This window comes from Symmachiella dynata (genome assembly GCF_007747995.1).
Taxonomy (GTDB): Bacteria; Planctomycetota; Planctomycetia; order Planctomycetales; family Planctomycetaceae; genus Symmachiella; species Symmachiella dynata.
In genome coordinates, this window is the sequence record NZ_CP036276.1 from 6124160 (window position 1) to 6141264 (window position 17105).

A 17105-nucleotide genomic window follows, 5' to 3' on the forward strand; every position below is an offset into this window, starting at 1 on the left:
ACTCAATAGGGAATCAATAAACCATCCAAATCACGCAGCGCCGCATCACACCTTGGCAATCGCCAACGCGACATCCGCGGGGCCGACACTCACACTCTTAGCCCCCTCCGGCGATGTCTCGGTACGACTCAACGCGTCGGCGAGGGTTTCGCCGCAGACATAATCCTGCCACTGCTCGATCGCCGCCACAACTTCCGCATCGTCTGTGCAATATGTCACCGCGATGCGATTCTCGATATCCAAATCCGCATCCTTACGCAATTGTTGCACGTGCCGCACCACGTCGCGGGCCATCCCTTCGCCGATTAACTCCGGCGTCAGTACCGTGGATAGTGCAATCTGCACGCCATCCTGATCCGCCGCCGCCCAATCGGCCGCTTGCTCGGTGCCGACCATCACGTCGTCCGGTCCTAATTCGAGCTCTTCGCCACCCAGCGTAACCGTCACCGACTCGCCACTGCGTAACGGCGCCAACAAGTGACCATCCAAATTCGGCAACTCCTTGCGAATCACACCCAACAGTTTCCCGTACCGCGGTCCAAGTGTTTTCAGGTTCGGCTTGTAGGTGTACGAAACCAATTCGTCCAGGTTTTCGCAACCGGTGATCTGTTTGATGTTCAATTCTTCCTTGATCACATCCGACAGATTTTCAATCGCCGAGAGATGCGCCGGGTTCGCGCAGGCAAATCGCAATTCGGCCAACGGTTGCCGCACGCGGAGGCTCGTTTTTTCACGCAGCCCGTGGCCGAGATTCACGACCAGTTGCGCCAATGCCATCCGCTGGCTCAATTCCGGATCGAGCACCGCTGGATCGGCTTGGGGATAGTCGCACAAATGCACGCTTTCGGGGGCCGTCTTATCGACTGCACAAACCAGGTTTTGATACAGCCGTTCGCTGAGAAACGGAATCACCGGGGCGAGCAATTTCGTCAGCGTGACCAGCACGTCGTACAACGTTTGATAGGCGGCCAATTTGTCGCGATCGCCCGCATCCTTGGAACGCCAAAACCGGCGGCGGTTGCGGCGGATGTACCAGTTTGACAGATCATCGATAAATCGTGCCGCCTCTTTCAAAAATCCGGCGACGTTGAAGTCTTGCATTTCTGTATTGGCCGTTTGGACCAAGGCATGCAGGTTGGCCAACACCCAACGGTCGATTTCCGGCCGCTCTGCCACCGGAACCGGCGCCGCAGCGGCGTCAAATTCATCGAGCCGGGCATAGTTGACGAAAAACGTATAGGTGTTCCACAACGTGATCAAAATCTGCCGCCGCGTTTCATCAGCGGGGCCGCTCACAACGGCGCAGGTGGGAACCCCTTCGGCCGTCTGATCCACCGGCCCATTGGGCGTTTGCAGCGTGACTGGTTTGTCCGGGTTACGATGCCCAAACCGCAGGTCGGTCGCCGGGTTTTGTCCTAGGAACATCCACCGCATCGTATCGACACCGACCTGCTCAGCCGCTTCCTCAAACCAGATAGCGGTGCCGTCGGATTTGTGCATCGGCTTGCCCTCTTCGTTCATCACCAGCCGGTGTCCCAGCAGCGTTTTGAACGGGGGCGTGTTGTCCATCATCGTGCCCATTGCCAGCAACGCATAAAACCAATTGCGGAACTGGCCGGGGAAACATTCGGTGACGAAATCGGCCGGATACCACTTCTGCCATTCCTCGCGATTGCTGTTGTAGTGCATCGTCGAGAACGGGACGATTCCCGCATCGAGCCAGGGATTACCGACGTCAGGAATCCGTGACATCACGTTGCCGTTCTTCGGATTCGCGATTTTAACTTTGTCGATCCAAGGCCGGTGCGGCGTGTGCCCTTCGAATTCATCCCAGCCTTCGACGGCGCGTTCTTTCAGCTCCGCCAATGACCCGATGACTTCAAAATCGCCGGTTTCCTCATCGACCCAAATCGGCAGCGCCAGTCCCCAAAAGCGTTTTTTGGAGATCATCCAGTCCCGCATGTTGGTCAGCCATTCGATTTCCCGCTCCTTACCGTCGATCGAATCGGGGAGCCAGCGGATTTGTTCGGTGACCGCTTTGATTTCGTCCCGCCAATCCATATCGATGAACCATTCGTCGACGAGCCGAAACACTAACTCGTCGCCGGTCCGCCAACAGTGCGGATAGATGTGCGGATAACTCTCGACCGCAACCAACAGATGTTTGGCCTTCAGTTTTTCGAAGACCAACTCAGCGGTCTCCGGATCGTTGGCGCGACGGCCGGCGAAATCTCCGAATTCCGACGTGAAGGTGCCATCCTCTTCCAACGGGGCAATGCCGACAATACCCTGCTCCGCGCCGAGCTTGTGATCGATGTCACCGCAACCGGGAGCGATATGCACGATGCCCGTTCCCTCCCCAGCGACGACGTTCGGTTTCCCTTTGGAATCCCGTCCGCCATCGATGACGCGGTGGCAGCTGACACCAGATTTGTCGGCCAACGATTCATCGGTCGGCACGCCACCTGACTGTTGTTGCGCAGCAAGATCATCGAATGGTCCGTCGTACTCCCAACCGACCATCTCCGCGCCGAGGATCGTCGCTTCGATTTCGAACCCGCCCTGCTCTTTGAAAATCTGCCCCAACGATTTCAGCTTGGGGACATCCTTGGGCCATTCCCATTCCGGGCGGCCGAAGCCTTCTTTGAATTCGCGTGACAGACGTTGAAAGTCGAGGTTTTCTTTGGCGAAATAATAGACGGCCCCGTCGCGTTTGGATTTGAGTTTGACGTATTCCAATTCGGGATTCACAGCGGCGGCAACGTTGCTGGTGAGCGTCCAGGGCGTCGTTGTCCATACGAGCAGGTATTCGTCCGTGCGGCCGCGTAAGGGAAAGCGGACAAAGACCGATTTGTGCACCGACAGCTTCCGGCCGTCAGCGACTTCCATCTGGCTATAGGCCGACCCAGCGCGGCCCGACCAGGGCATCACGTCGTGCCCCTTCTTGATTTTGCCCCGCTCAAAACACTTCTTCAGAAACGTCCAGATTGTCTCGTTGTTTTCGGTCGAGAAGGTAAAGTAGCTTCCCCCCCATTCCGGACAACCAAGCCGCCCCACAAGTTGATGCGCCGGACCGGTCGCGGTTTTGCCCGACGGTGTCGTGATCGTGACCGGCTCGTCCTTGCCAACATTTTCGGACAACTTGCGCAGCTCTTCTGGACTGTCCCAATCCATCCAATAACCGAGACGAATCGACTGCTCGGTTTGCCGCGCGGCAAACTTAAGCACGCGTTGTTTGCAGGCATTTGAAAAGGTGTCGATGCCCATGGATTCGATGCTGGCTTTGGTGGTAAAACCAAGATCGCGTTCGACTTCGATCTCGACCCACAGGCCTTGGCAATCAAACCCGTTTTGATAACGCAGTTCGTGGCCGTTCATGGCGAAAAAGCGTTGGTAGGCATCCTTATAGGTCCGCCCCCAGGCGTGGTGCACGCCCATTGGGTTGTTGGCGGTGATCGGTCCATCCAGGAAACTCCAAGGGGGCTTGCCCGCGTTTTTCGCGCGCAGCTTATCGAAAATCCCAGCGGACTCCCAAAACTTGAGAACCTGATGTTCTCCCCCCACAAACTCGGCGTCGGCCGAAACTTTTTCAAACATGACTCTTCAATTTTCCTGATGAATTAAAACACCGCGCCCAATTGATTCTCATTACTCTCGTTCCCAAACTCCGTTTGGGAACGCATCCCTGCGAAGCTCCGCTTCGCTCACTCAAAGACAAAGCTGTCGTCCACAGGCCATCGGGTGCCGAAGCAGAGCTTCGGTTAAGTCCGTTCCCAAGCGGAGCTTGGGAACGAGGTAAATATTGCTGGTAGAGCATGCACAGCATGACCTACGCATCGGCCAATCGTGTGAGGACGTCGGGGATGACTTTTGCCAGACGTTCTCCCCCTTCGCCGGCGACTTTGATGATCGCAGCTATGTCGACCGGTTCCAAGGCATCGGGCAAGCAAACATCGGTCACAATCGAAATCGCCAACACCCGCAATCCGGCGTGAGCGGCGACGATGACTTCGGGAACGGTCGACATGCCCACCAAATCCGCCCCCCAACTCCGCAGCATACGATATTCGGCCCGCGTTTCTAAATTGGGCCCCGCCACAGCCACAAACACGCCCCGATGGGCGCGAATTCCCAATTCCAAGGCAGACGCTTCCGCCAAGTCGATCAATTCCCGGTCGTAGGGAGCACACATATCGGGAAACCGTGGGCCGAGACTCTCGTCGTTGCGGCCGATCAGCGGGTTGTCCCCCATGAAATTAATGTGGTCTTCGATCACCACCAAATCGCCGAGATTGTGCTGTGGATTCATCCCGCCCGCGGCATTGGTGACCAATAAAATCTCCACGCCGAGTTCCTGCATCACCCGCACGGGAAACGTCACTTCCCGCATGGAATACCCTTCGTAGAAATGAAACCGTCCCTCCATAGCCACGATCGGCAGGCCGCTCAGGGTGCCGCAGACCAGTTGCCCGGTGTGCGACTCGACCGTCGATTCGGGAAAGTGCGGAATTTCGTGATAAGGAATCGTGGCGTGCTCGTCGATTTCCGCCGCCAATCCCCCCAGTCCCGTACCCAAAATCAATCCGACCCGCGGTTTGGTGGCGAATCGCTCACGCACAGCCTTGGTGGCCTGTTGAATCTGCTCCAGCTGCTCGCTCACGATGGTTCACCCTTTGTTGCTCGTCTCTCCGAAATCGGCCAAACATCTGCGACCGGAATGCCCCGATTGTACAGTCCTCGGCAGGAGGCGAAAGGGACAGTCACTGCAGAAATCGTCACAATTCGGCAGAGAAAAGGGCAGCAGCAAACCCTGGCAGAGTTGCCCAGCGAACAGGATCGGGCAAAGATTGAAATCTTCCCGAAACGGATGGCAGCGAAGAGCGACTCTGCTCTCAATCCTCGAGAAGTTCAAAATCAAGATCCGACAGCAAATCTTGAAACTCCGGGACGCTGTGCAGACCGGTCAAATCGGGGTCCATCAGCAGATGATCGATATCCCAATACCCGAGCTGAATCGCGCGGCGTAGCGCGTCGAGTGCTTCATGGGTCCGCCCCAACAACGAGTAACTGCACGCCAAATTGTAAGCGACTTGAGGCACCTGCGGCCGTAATTTGGCAAGTCGCCGATCAATATCCAGCGCCTCGTCATGCCGCCCCTTGAGCGTCAGCAATTGACCGAGCTGTACTAAAATATCAGCGTAGCACGGAGATTGAGCGGCAATGCGACTGAAAAAGTCCAATTCAAAATCCGATTGCGAACGGCCAATGATATCCGCCAGAGACATTTCTGTCTGCGGTTCCTCTTGTCGCGTTGCCTTCGAGTTATGCATGTTGGACATGATGAGCAGCCTCCTAGGCTTTATTTCAGTTGTCGGGTCCGCATCATTGCGCCGCGGAAAATAGCGAGCAGTCGCCTTGGATTGGTCTTAAAACCCAGAGATGGCCAAGCGCTGATGCGTTATCGCCATCGATACATTTTGCCTCGCTGATTGAATTATAGCGCACCGCCGCAGCAGAGCAACGGGCGCAAACCGGTCCTCCCCCTGACCAATGACTTTTGGCGGCGTATCTGCATAAAGTCGGGGCAATATGGCCAATTGTCAGTTCGCGTACCGCGAACACAACTTGGCCATGCTCGCCTGCTGGCGAGCATTAGACACTTGGGCTGAGGGAAATGACTTGCTTGGGGGGGGGGAGGGAGTGACGTGAGCGACATTCCGACGGGTAGGTTACCCGCCGCAATCGTCGCTTGATTGGCCAACGTCAAGAACGTGATCGGGCAACGGTATTAAAAGTCGTCGTCGAGATCGTCGCCGTAGTCGTCGAGATCATCGTCGTCCAGATCATCATCGTCTTCTTCGTCATCTTCGTCTTCGAACTCGTCGTCTAATTCGTCGTCGTCGAGGTCGTCAAGATCATCGTCCAGATCTTCCTCTTCCACTTCACTCTCGTCGAACTCATCGAGCTCATCGTCGAATTCGTCGTCGTCATCGTCGTCATCGAATTCGTCATCATCCAGTTCTTCGTCATCCTCGAGAAGAACATCGGGCGGAAACGGCCGATCGGCGGCCGCCCAGAATTCGGGCGCTTCGCCGCTCTCTAAAAGTGGCCAAGCCGTCAAACCAAAGTCAGGGCTCACAACTTGCATAGTGTTCGTCCTCGAAAGCATCCTTCTTGCGTAATCCTCAGATGAGCCGCACGAATCACTCCGATCCGAACGCCAGCCCCGTGATGTTACGGGAAATCTGAATCTGTTGTACATTGACTTCTAGAATATCAAAAACAAATCCGCTTGCGACCGACAATCCGAATTCTTTGAAACGTCGTCAATCGCACACCCCGCCGTAGTTGTCGTGCCCAATTCACTACTTGTGAGATGGAAACATCTGAGACGGAAAACTGGACGATCCTACCGAAGTGGCGCTGTCGCAGTTGATTTTTAGTTGAGCAAATCCAACCCGGCGCTGCAAGCCGAACCGGACAGTCTGATTGCCCTGATTATTAAAGTTTCCGCCCTTTGTCAAGCGTTTCCGCGACATGCATTGTCGACAATTTTTATCCATTTCCGAAGATACAAAATCAGATAGCAGCCACCAACACAGCGAGACAATTGTCTCAATCACACTCCCGATTCTGCCCTGGCTGTTTAGACTTAGCAGGATCGTCGAATCCAATGCCCCACATAATGCAATTCGTTTGTAATCACACCGTAATCGACGAGGGGATTTGGCGATTTATTTCGTGCAGGGAATCAATGCCAAACAGAGCAAATCGCCACTCAGGACAACGCTCTATTCGCAAAGTTGGCTACCATCGCTCCACGGGTCCATTGGGAACGCGGACTTCGGCCGTGGGGCGCGGGTTTTTGCGTTCGCCGTGTCGCTGACGAATCTGCTCCACAATCTCGCCAAACTCGGCCTCCGACTCAAACCGTCGCAGACGGTCTTCCAAGTCTTCGGGAATTCCCAGACGGGCACCATTCCAAGCGGCAAACTTGCGAAACATCAAACAGCTCATCGCCTCACCATGCTGCTGCAACATCAGCCGAAAATGCCGTTCCAGGAATTCGATCTGCGCTTCGGCCGGTGGTTCCCAGACACTTGAGTCTCCCATGTTGACTCGCTGGAGTCGATGAAATATCCAAGGATCCATGAGCGCACCACGGCCGATCGCCACAGCAGCGCATCCGGTGATTCGCCGCATAGCAATCGCATCGGCGACGGTCCGCACGTCGCCGTTGCCGATCACCGGAATCCGCTGGACCGCCGCCACCGTTTCGCGAATCCCCTCCAGCTGCACATTCCCGTGAAACCCTTGCTGTCGCGTACGGCCATGAATGGTGATCGCCGCCACGCCCAATTGTTCAAACGCCCGTGCCAACATCGGTGCGGTGATGTGCTCCCGATCCCAGCCGAGTCGCATTTTCACCGTCACGGGAATCGCGACCGCTTCGATCACGGCCGACACCGCACGACTGGCGTTGTCGACGTCGCACATCAACCGTGCACCGCCGCCATTGCCGGTGATCTTGGCCATGGGACACCCCATGTTGAGGTCGATTCCCTCGTAACCTTGATCTTCTAACCACCGCGCTGCCCGGACAAGTTCTTCGTTCACACCACCGTAAATCTGCACCGACAACGGACGGTCCGCAGCGTTGGTGGCAATCAGTTCCATCGACTTACGGCTTTTGTGGCTGAGTTGATTGGCGAGTACCAAATCGGTCGTCGCTAAACCCAACCCGCCCAGTTCGCGTACGACTTGCCGAAAGGCCAGATGCGTATAACCCGCCAGCGGCGACAGAAAATACCGCGATTCCATCGTCCGTCCGCCAATGCAAATCCGCGGATCTTCATCGCCGAACGGTCGCGAGTCGGATGAAACCGTCGCTGGTTGCGCATTGAGTGGATGTTGGTCTGCCGTTTTCATGACGTATTTTTATAAACGGGAAACGGGCGGACGACTTAGCGGTTTTGTTCGTTCAAAATTTCCCGCAACACTTCCAACGGCAAACCGATAACATTGCTCAGGCTGCCGGAAATGGATTCCACGAACATGCTGCCGGCCCCTTGAATGGCATACCCACCTGCTTTGCCGTGCGGTTCATCGGTGGTGAGATACCAGTTTAACAGTTCGTCATCTTCTGCGACCATAGCGACCTGTGTCGCGGCGATCCGTTCGACTCGCGCGCCGCTGGCATCTGCCACGCACAACCCTGTGAGCACCGTATGTTCGCGGCCGAAATAATAATCGCGAAACCACCCGGCGACCGTCTCCTGCCAACGCGAATCCTGCGGTGGCTGGCCGAGCACCACAAGGTCTCCGTCTTCACCGCCGCAAACTCCAACCGTATCGGCCGCCACGACCAGATCATAAGCTGCGCCGGAATCGGCTAATTGCCCGCAAACGTCGTCACATTTCTCGCGGGCGATATTGAGCAACTGAGATTCGATCGACGCCCAATCCCGCAACCCTTCAAACCCAGCTTCATCGGCGCTGCTCGGCGGCAGAACCTGAATGGACTCTTCCGCAACGAGATGCGCCAACAGTTCTCGACGGCGTGGGGAACGGGACGCGAGAATCACACGTTTCATGAATTCGTTGATGTCGATGAGGGACTCGTCGTCGACGCCCAGTCCTGCAATGCACGGACACGCGGCTTGGGATCCTCGGCCATCGCTTCCATCGCCCGCGCCACGGCCTGACAACCGCTCAAGGTCGTAATGCACGGAACGCCGTGTGCGACGGCGGCAGCGCGAATTTTGCCTTCGTCAGTCCGCGCCCCTTTGCCGTTGGGCGTGTTGAGGATCAAATGAATGTCACCGTTGGCCAAGAAATCCAACAGGTTCGGTCGGCCTTCTTGAATCTTGCGAACCGTTTCGACTTCGATCCCCGCTTCCCGCAAGACCGCAGCCGTACCGGCCGTTCCCACCAGCTTAAAGCCGCGGCGATACAACACGCGCGCCGGACCAATGATCGCCTGCTTGTGCGGCGCGGCCACACTGACGAAGACTTTGCATGGTTCGCGCGGCAATTGTGACCCTGCAGCCAATTGGCTTTTCGCAAAGGCCAATGAAAACCGCTCATCGATCCCCATTACTTCGCCAGTGGAACGCATTTCCGGACCGAGAATGATATCCACACCCGCAAACCGCTGAAACGGGAACACGCTTTCCTTGACCGAGTAATACTCCGGCCACGGTTCGGTCGTGATCCCCTGCTCTTCCAAGGAGACTCCCACCATGATCTTGGCCGCCATCCGCGGCAGCGAAATGCCGGTTGCCTTGGAGACGAAGGGACTCGTCCGACTCGCCCGAGGATTCACTTCCAGAATGTACACCAGATGGTCGCCGTTGACTTCTTTGACGGCGAATTGAATGTTCATCAACCCGCGGACTTTGAGCGCCCCCGCTAAGGCATAGGTCGCTTCTTTGATCTCCGTAATCACTTCATCGGAAAGTGAAAACGGTGGCAATGCGCAAGCGGAGTCGCCCGAATGCACACCCGCTTCTTCAATGTGTTCCATCACTCCGCCGACCAGCGTCAGCTTGCCGTCGGAGATCGCGTCGACATCGACTTCGGTCGCATCTTCCAGAAATTGATCGATTAACACCGGATGGTCCGGCGAAGCATCAACCGCCTCGGTCATGTATTTCACCAGCGACGGCTCGTCGTAACAGATCTCCATCGCTCGCCCGCCCAGCACGTAACTGGGACGGACAAGAATCGGATAGCCGATGCGCTCCGCCGCTTGCCGCGCACCTTCGACATTGGTGGCGATGCCGTTGGGGGGTTGTCGCAAACCGAGTTGCTCCAGAATCCCCTGAAATTTTTCGCGATCCTCCGCGGCATCGATCATGACCGGGCTGGTACCGATGATTGTCACACCGGCTGCTTCCAGACCGCGCGCCAGATTCAGCGGCGTTTGCCCGCCGAACTGCACGATCACACCATCAGGCTGCATGCGGTCGCAGATATTGAGCACATCTTCGGTCGTCAGCGGTTCGAAGAACAAGATGTCCGATGTGTCGTAGTCGGTCGAAACCGTTTCCGGATTCGAGTTGACCATGATGCTTTCGATGCCCAACTCCCGCAGCGCAAAGGAGGCTTGGCAACAGCAATAGTCGAATTCAATCCCCTGCCCGATCCGATTCGGGCCACCGCCTAGAATCATCACCCGCTTTTTGTCCGACTGTTTGGCGGGCGTTTCGTCTTCCGATTCGTACGTCGAATAGTAATAGGGTGTGTACGCTTCAAACTCCGCCGCACAGGTGTCGACCTGTTTGAACGTCGCCACCACGCCCCGCTCCTTGCGGTGCTGACGAATGTCCATTTCCGACGCGGCCCACCAAAAAGACAACTGCCGGTCAGAGAAGCCATGCCGTTTGGCTTTAAGCAACAGACTGTCGTCGACATCCTCGAGCCGCGTGACTTGGCGGAGTTCCGCTTCGATTTCGGTCAACTCCAGGATGTTGTCCAAAAACCAAGGATCAATTCGCGTCAGTTCATGCACATGTTCTAACGACATTCCGGCTTTGAAGGCGTAGCGGATATAGTACAACCGCTCATCGTTGGGAGTCGCCAATTTGCGTTGGATCTCATCATCGGCCGGTTGCTCGCTCGTACCCCACAGGTCGTTCTTGCCGCCACCCAGGCCGAAATGCCCCGTTTCCAGTCCGCGAACGGCTTTTTGTAGTGACTCCTTAAAGGTACGGCCGATGGCCATTGTTTCGCCGACCGATTTCATTTGCGTCGTCAGCACCGCATCGGCTTCGGGGAATTTCTCAAAAGTCCACCGAGGGATTTTTGTGACGACGTAATCGATTGTCGGTTCGAAACAGGCCAATGTTTCGCGTGTGATGTCGTTGGGGATTTCGTCCAACGTGTAACCGACCGCCAATTTGGCGGCGATCTTAGCAATGGGAAATCCGGTCGCTTTGGAGGCCAGTGCGCTGGAACGGCTGACGCGGGGGTTCATCTCGATCACGATCATACGACCGTTTTCGGGATTGATGGCGAACTGCACATTCGAGCCACCCGTTTCGACTCCAATCTCACGCATAATGGAGATCGTGGCATCCCGCATCCGTTGATATTCTTTGTCGGTCAGCGTCTGCGCCGGAGCCACGGTGATTGAATCGCCCGTGTGCACGCCCATCGCGTCGAAATTTTCGATCGCACAGATGATCACGACGTTGTCGTTTTTGTCGCGCATCACCTCCATCTCGTACTCTTTCCAGCCGATGATCGACTCTTCCAAGAGCACTTCGCCGACCGGTGACAGGTCGATCCCCTTTTGGACCATCGCGTCGAATTCGTCGCGGTTGTAGGCGATTCCGCCGCCCACGCCGCCGAGCGTGTAACTCGGACGAATGACCGTCGGCAGCCCGACCACTTTCAAAGCGGCGCGGGCCTCCTCCATGTTGTGCACGGTTTCGCTGATCGGCACGTCCAGGCCGATTTCGACCATCGCATCTTTGAAAGTCTGCCGCCCTTCGGCTTTAGCGATGACATCTTCTTTGGCGCCGATCAATTGACAGCCCAGCTGTTCCAAAATCCCCCGCCGCGCAAGGTCCATCGCCGTATTCAACCCGGTTTGCCCGCCCAGTGTGGGCAACAGAGCATCGGGCCGCTCGACTTCGATGATCTTTTGGACATATTCCCAGGTGATTGGCTCGACGTAAGTCCGATGGGCGGTATCGGGGTCGGTCATGATCGTGGCTGGATTGGAGTTGACCAATACAACCTCATAACCCTCTTCCCGCAACGCCTTGCACGCCTGAGTTCCGGAATAGTCAAATTCGCAGGCCTGACCGATCACGATCGGACCGGAGCCAATAATCAGAATCTTGTGAATGTCGTCACGACGAGGCACGTCGGTAGTTCCCTCTAATCTGGCAGGATTGCAGTCGGAATCCACAACCATCACCATCGGGGGATGCCACTAGCGGCGTGTCCGCCAGTGCGCGCAGGCATCCCACAAGGCTGTTTTTCGTGGAAATCTGCGTAGAAAACCCCAGTTTCAGGATTTTCGGCGCAAAGTTGGTCCAGGATAGCAAGATGGCCGGGAGAATCAAATCCAGGCGAGGGGGAATTTGGTGGAGGGAGACGAGATGTCGCCGGGAACAGGTGGAGCCGAACACCAAAACGCACTGTTCAGACTGGGCGATGTTTTGCCGCGGTTCAACGGACAAAGGTCAACTCGTCGTCGCCGTATTGCCGACAATCCATGCCATAGAAAACGATGTATTCATCATCCATGTGATCGTCGCCAAGTGTTGCAAATGGCGCCGCTTGGTCAAGGAGAAACTCTCGCAACGTATAATTGTCCAGTTGCTTTACGCATTCCTTGAGATCGACGTGGGTGTCAGACGGGAGAAAAAAGGGTGCGTCTCCAAACACAGCGCAATGATCGAAATATTTGTCGTAGTCGAGTACATTGCAGATATAGTAGTCATGATATTTTTCGTGCACGCGGAATAACCCGTTGTCCGGCAACTCGTCATCGTCGTTCCGAAAACATACGAGGTCGCTAATTACGATTGTCGTTTCATCAAATGCTGCCTTTAATGGCGTTTCATTGCTGACACCATATCCACGCACGTATGGTGCCTCTAAAAAACTGGCGAGAGAGTCATATTCCAGCGGAGCCAGCAGATCAGATGTCTCACACTCACCAACAATTAAAATTGCGGAATGCTCGACAACATTCGACAAGTAAACGATAGCAGGACGTGAATCATTTAAGTGAGCGATTCGATCAAGCTGAGACTTCCCGGATATCGCGTACGAGAAGATCGGGTCGTCGATGATTTCTGGAGTCGTGTCGAATTGAGTTGCTAATTGCGCTGCCATTTTTTTGAAATGGCGACGACCGCCACGAGGCAAGTGAAAGTCAAAAGGAGGGACAAAGGTTCGGAGCATGTTTCACCTATTCGCATAAAGTAGCACTGTCTAACAATGCCATTCTGGGGTATCACTGGCACGACCAGCGCTGCCGTAGGCTCACGGAATTCGACAGACCTTCCGAGATTCACCGGCAATTCAAGTCCCTTTGTAGCACAGCACGGGTCTCAGCTCGCGTTCGATTCGCGTCAGGGCGCGCTGTGCCCGCATGACCCGCCCAATCTCCTTATAGGCCGACGGGGCTTCTTCGCGGAATTTTTCCATACGCCGCCGATCAATCCAGACATCCTGCATCTCGCGTTCAAGTTTTTTCTGGCCGATGACCCGCCGTGCGTCGTGGCGGCTGAGTGCGCGGCCGGCGCCGTGGGAACTGGATTGGAGAGCCTCTGCACAACCCCGTCCCACGACGTGAAAACTGCGTGTGCCCATCGAACCGGGAATCACCCCCTGCTCTCCCGCAGTCGCCGGCAATGCCCCCTTGCGATGCACCCAAAGCTCGCGGCCGAAATGTGTTTCCTGTCGGACATGATTATGATCGCAATGAATCAGGGTCTCTCGTTGCAGATCGATGGCGAATTCTTGTTGGAGTAGTCGACCGATCGCCGTCATCATGGCCAGTCGATTTTGCCATGCATAGGCGATGGCCCATCGCATGTCGGTGAGATAGGCGGCGCCGTTGCGAGATTCGGCATCCCATGCGACTGTTTTGTTTGGCGAACACGCGTCGACCGCCAAATGATGCGCCGTGATCGCCTGTCCCATTCCTCGTGAACCACTGTGCAGCATCAACCACAGCCGGTTCTCTGGATCGGCCTGGAACTCCACGAAATGATTTCCGCGGCCGAGTGTGCCCAATTGCACCCGACCATCTCGACGACTAAATGTTTCTAGTCGCGGATGGCTCAGCGGCAAATTGTTCAGTTCCTCCGGGAGCGCCGCAACCGTGTGAGAGCGACGATGCCGGCCGGCGGGAACACATTCATACAGCCCGGAGAGGATCTTTGCCGCAGCCACAGGGTTGTTGATGCGGTCTGCGTCCGCGGTTAAGGCGACGGCAAGCATGCCGCAACCAATGTCGCCTCCAATCGCTGCTGGAAAAATCTGCGTCGCGGTCGCGATAACGGTTCCCACACAGACATGGCGAGCCAAATGTACATCCGGCATGACGGCCATGTGCCCTACATCGTCGTGCGCCGCTAAACGATTGAGCGACGCACGAACCTCGCCAGGCATTGGCTCGCTGAGCCATGCCTGGATTTTCTCATGTAGACCTGAGTCCTTCATTGTTGGTCCTCCTGTTGCGAAGGAGTCTCCGCCGGAGAAGCCAGGACCTGAAACATCAACTCGGGGGTGCGACGTCGATTGATCGCGGCGGCAACTTCACTGCGAAGTTTACCCGCCACATGACCAAGCCGCTCGAGCACCTGGACCGGTTGGAAAACCGTGTCCGTAAAATAAGGGCAGAGTGTCACCAGCAATCGCGACGCATCGGGTGCCGGTACGACGCTGCTGACGTAAAAATCGCGCAGAACATCATCGTCGCATTCGCCAGAAAGTACGTAGCCAAGAACCTCGTCGACCTGCTTACATAGTTGATACGTTTTGCGAAGCGACTTATCGCGTCCGCGCTGTTTATGAAATTCGCGGGGATCCGAGCCATCTTCGGCTCCTGGAGATCCGCACAAAGACTTGAGAATTTCCTGCAACTGTCGTTCAGATTTCATACCGCTCCCCAATGCCTGTCGACATTCGGCCGTGGCGCGAATCAGACGGGCATCTAGATTTTTTGAAGAGATTTGGCGCGCAGAACGAGTACGGCACAGCCGCAACTCGGCGCGAACGGTTCACTCAGAATCGTTGCTCGATCGGGGAGGAGCCTAGCTCGGCAACCGGGGAGGAATGAGCGCAGCGGTAGCCCGGCAACTCAGGTTGCCGGCAAAGCGTCTTATCTCCGTGCCATGCACAGGCTCGACGGAACAGTAAAGCGGTATGAAATACGCATCGTCGGCCTCCGGGAAATAAGAAGTGGGCGGTCATTAAAAAATCGAAGCTTTGGGGGGACACCACTGCAGCCTTTCAGGTTCGCTTGGCCGACAAGTTTTTCCCAAGTTCAAGCAATGCTCTCTGGCCGCGACGTCTTTCAGCTCGATTCCGATCAACACTGGCATTGCAACATTTGCGTCGGTACGATTCGAGAATCGGTGCTAATAAAACATCGCGACGGACGAATTGCCCGTTTTCGGCGTCAGGGCAACCATTGAAATGGACTTTTAAAATCAGGGAGTTGGAAATGAGCGGGGTGGGAATGGGATTCGCTGAAATATTGTTGATTTTGTTGACAGGCGGTGGGCTGGGGCCGTTGTTGGGGATGCCGCCGGGACCGCGTGACGAAGCGCTGCTGCGTTTACCACCGACCAATGCGATTGTTTACACCGAATGGGCGGCGCGCGGAGCGGGCAAAGCAGGAGCGCCGGGCGTCGAAGGGATGATCGCCGATCAGGAAGTCGCACAATTTCTCGAAAAAGTCCATTCCGCCATCGTCGACGGTGTCATTGCCGAAACCGAAAACCGCTCTCCTGAAGAACAAGTGCTCGGCGAAGTCCTGCCCCGCTTGGGCTTTGAACTACTCAAACATCCCGGCTGCTTGTACCTCAGTTACGAGGAAGACCACATCATCAACGGCGACACGCCGCCGGCGATGATGATGTCGGTCGCTCAAGGGGTGCGGTTTGCTTTGGTCATCAACGGCGAAAAACAGGCGGACCAAATTGCCGCCGACTTTCTGGAATTGACGCAATTTCTTCCCGGGGGGGAACGCCGCGAATCATTGGACCGTTTGCAACTCCCCGTACCGCTGCCGGGGATTCCTGTCACCGTTCACCGCCACAACGACTACTTCATTCTGGCTCTGGGCGATGGCACGTTGGATGCGGCGATTGCCGGTCTCGACGGTAAATCAAACGGTCTGGCCGATGACGAGCGTTTCCAAGCGGGAGTCAAGCGGGTCAGCTTCGAACGCGCTGGCGGAGTTACTTGGGTCGATACACGGCAATTGCTCAAGGTCGTCACCTCGATCCTGGAACCGGCCGGCATCGATGCGGCGGGCACTGCCCAGATGCTGGGGCTGGATTCATTGGACTACTTTGTCTCGTCCAGTGGGATTGAAACCAATGGCCAAATCAGTTGCCGCAATTTCATCGCCACCGGCGGCAAGACCAACGGCATTCTCAAGTTGGCAGCTGCTCGGGGCATCAAAACCGAGGACGTGCAGCACATCCCAGCGGATGTCGACTTTGCATATGCTTTGAGCATTGATGTGACGAAAATTCTGGAGGAAGTCCGTCAGATCCTCTCAGCCGTCGGACCAGGCCCGGCGCAGGCTTTGGAGGACGCGATCCAAGAAATCGATAACGAAACCGGCCTGTCGGTCGAAAACGACGTGCTCACCGCCGTGGGTGACGTTTGGACTTTGCACAATAGCCCCTCAAGTGGCGGACTGTTGTTCTCTGGAATCGTGTTGACCGTCGACATCCGTGATGCGGAACAGGCGCAAGCGACCTACGATAAAGTCTTGGAACTGATCAAACTCAACCTGCCGGGCATCATCAACAACGGCATGAGCGCACGGGGCGCCGAGATGAAAAACCGGGAATTCCTGGGGCAAGATATCGACTACCTGAATGTCGTGGACGATGACGACGTCCCGCTGGCACCGGCGCTCTGTTTGACCAAGGAGCGATTGTACTTGGCGCTGCACCCACAAAGCATCAAGTCGCAATTGCGATTCCTCAAGTCGAAAGAGAAATCGTTTGCCGATCAAATGGCGGACGATTTCAAGCTCCCCGACGGCGACCTGCTGTCGCTGACCTATTGGGATGCGGAGGCGACCACCAAGCTGCTCTATTCGCTGGTCCCCTATTTCGGTCAAATAATCATGACCGAGGTGCAATCCAATGCGGCGGTGACGATCGACATCTTCGACATCCCGTCGGCCCGCGCGATCCTACCTTACATTGGCCCGTATACGTCGTCGACTGTCCGGACTCCTGAGGGGATCATGACGACCTCGACCAGCACGCTGCCGCTGCCTGTTGGATCGGCCATGAGCACGATCATCCCAATGTTTAGTGCTCGCCGCGTTCAGCACTTCGCCCCAGTGCAAGAGGCCGTTCCGGCTGACGCAGATTTTTAGGCCCGCA

At 56.1% G+C, this 17105-nt stretch carries 11 protein-coding genes; 1 reads left to right on the forward strand and 10 read right to left on the reverse strand.

Annotation, left to right across the window (positions count from 1 at the left end; genetic code table 11):
- Window positions 1-45 precede the first annotated feature (45 nt).
- The 10 genes from Mal52_RS23315 to Mal52_RS23360 form a co-directional block, all read right to left on the reverse strand.
- Entirely contained in the window at window positions 46-3597 is a 3552-nt protein-coding gene (locus Mal52_RS23315) for an isoleucine--tRNA ligase (protein WP_145378922.1), read from the reverse strand.
- Window positions 3598-3829: 232 nt separating this feature from the next.
- Window positions 3830-4660 (reverse strand): purine-nucleoside phosphorylase, encoded by an 831-nt coding sequence (locus Mal52_RS23320; RefSeq protein WP_197534416.1) that lies wholly within the window; start codon window positions 4658-4660, stop codon window positions 3830-3832.
- A gap of 232 nt (window positions 4661-4892) precedes the next feature.
- A complete protein-coding gene (locus Mal52_RS23325; RefSeq protein ID WP_145378924.1) occupies window positions 4893-5339 on the reverse strand; it encodes a TPR end-of-group domain-containing protein in 447 nt (148 codons plus the stop codon).
- A 449-nt stretch (window positions 5340-5788) separates the two neighbouring features.
- On the reverse strand, window positions 5789-6148 hold the full coding sequence (locus Mal52_RS29960) for a hypothetical protein (RefSeq protein ID WP_197533428.1): 360 nt from the start codon (window positions 6146-6148) through the stop codon (window positions 5789-5791).
- A 659-nt stretch (window positions 6149-6807) separates the two neighbouring features.
- Window positions 6808-7929: a tRNA dihydrouridine synthase gene (locus Mal52_RS23335; RefSeq protein WP_145378925.1), complete on the reverse strand. Its 1122-nt coding sequence runs from the start codon at window positions 7927-7929 to the stop codon at window positions 6808-6810.
- 35 nt (window positions 7930-7964) lie between these two features.
- Window positions 7965-8594, reverse strand: a complete 630-nt coding sequence (locus tag Mal52_RS23340) for a Maf family protein (RefSeq protein ID WP_145378926.1) — start codon at window positions 8592-8594, stop codon at window positions 7965-7967.
- Entirely contained in the window at window positions 8591-11875 is a 3285-nt protein-coding gene (carB, locus tag Mal52_RS23345) for a carbamoyl-phosphate synthase large subunit (RefSeq protein WP_145378927.1), read from the reverse strand. The genes Mal52_RS23340 and carB overlap by 4 nt, the downstream gene beginning before the upstream one ends.
- Window positions 11876-12183: 308 nt before the next feature.
- A complete protein-coding gene (locus Mal52_RS23350) occupies window positions 12184-12924 on the reverse strand; it encodes a hypothetical protein (protein WP_145378928.1) in 741 nt (246 codons plus the stop codon).
- 120 nt (window positions 12925-13044) lie between these two features.
- Window positions 13045-14190, reverse strand: a complete 1146-nt coding sequence (locus tag Mal52_RS23355) for an RtcB family protein (protein WP_145378929.1) — start codon at window positions 14188-14190, stop codon at window positions 13045-13047.
- On the reverse strand, window positions 14187-14630 hold the full coding sequence (locus Mal52_RS23360) for a ribosome-binding factor A (RefSeq protein ID WP_145378930.1): 444 nt from the start codon (window positions 14628-14630) through the stop codon (window positions 14187-14189). The genes Mal52_RS23355 and Mal52_RS23360 overlap by 4 nt, the downstream gene beginning before the upstream one ends.
- A 566-nt stretch (window positions 14631-15196) precedes the next feature.
- On the opposite strand from Mal52_RS23360, the gene Mal52_RS23365 reads away from it, so the two are divergent.
- Window positions 15197-17098 carry a hypothetical protein gene (locus tag Mal52_RS23365; protein ID WP_145378931.1) on the forward strand — a complete coding sequence of 634 codons (1902 nt, stop codon included), beginning with the start codon at window positions 15197-15199 and terminating at the stop codon, window positions 17096-17098.
- Window positions 17099-17105: the final 7 nt, after the last annotated feature.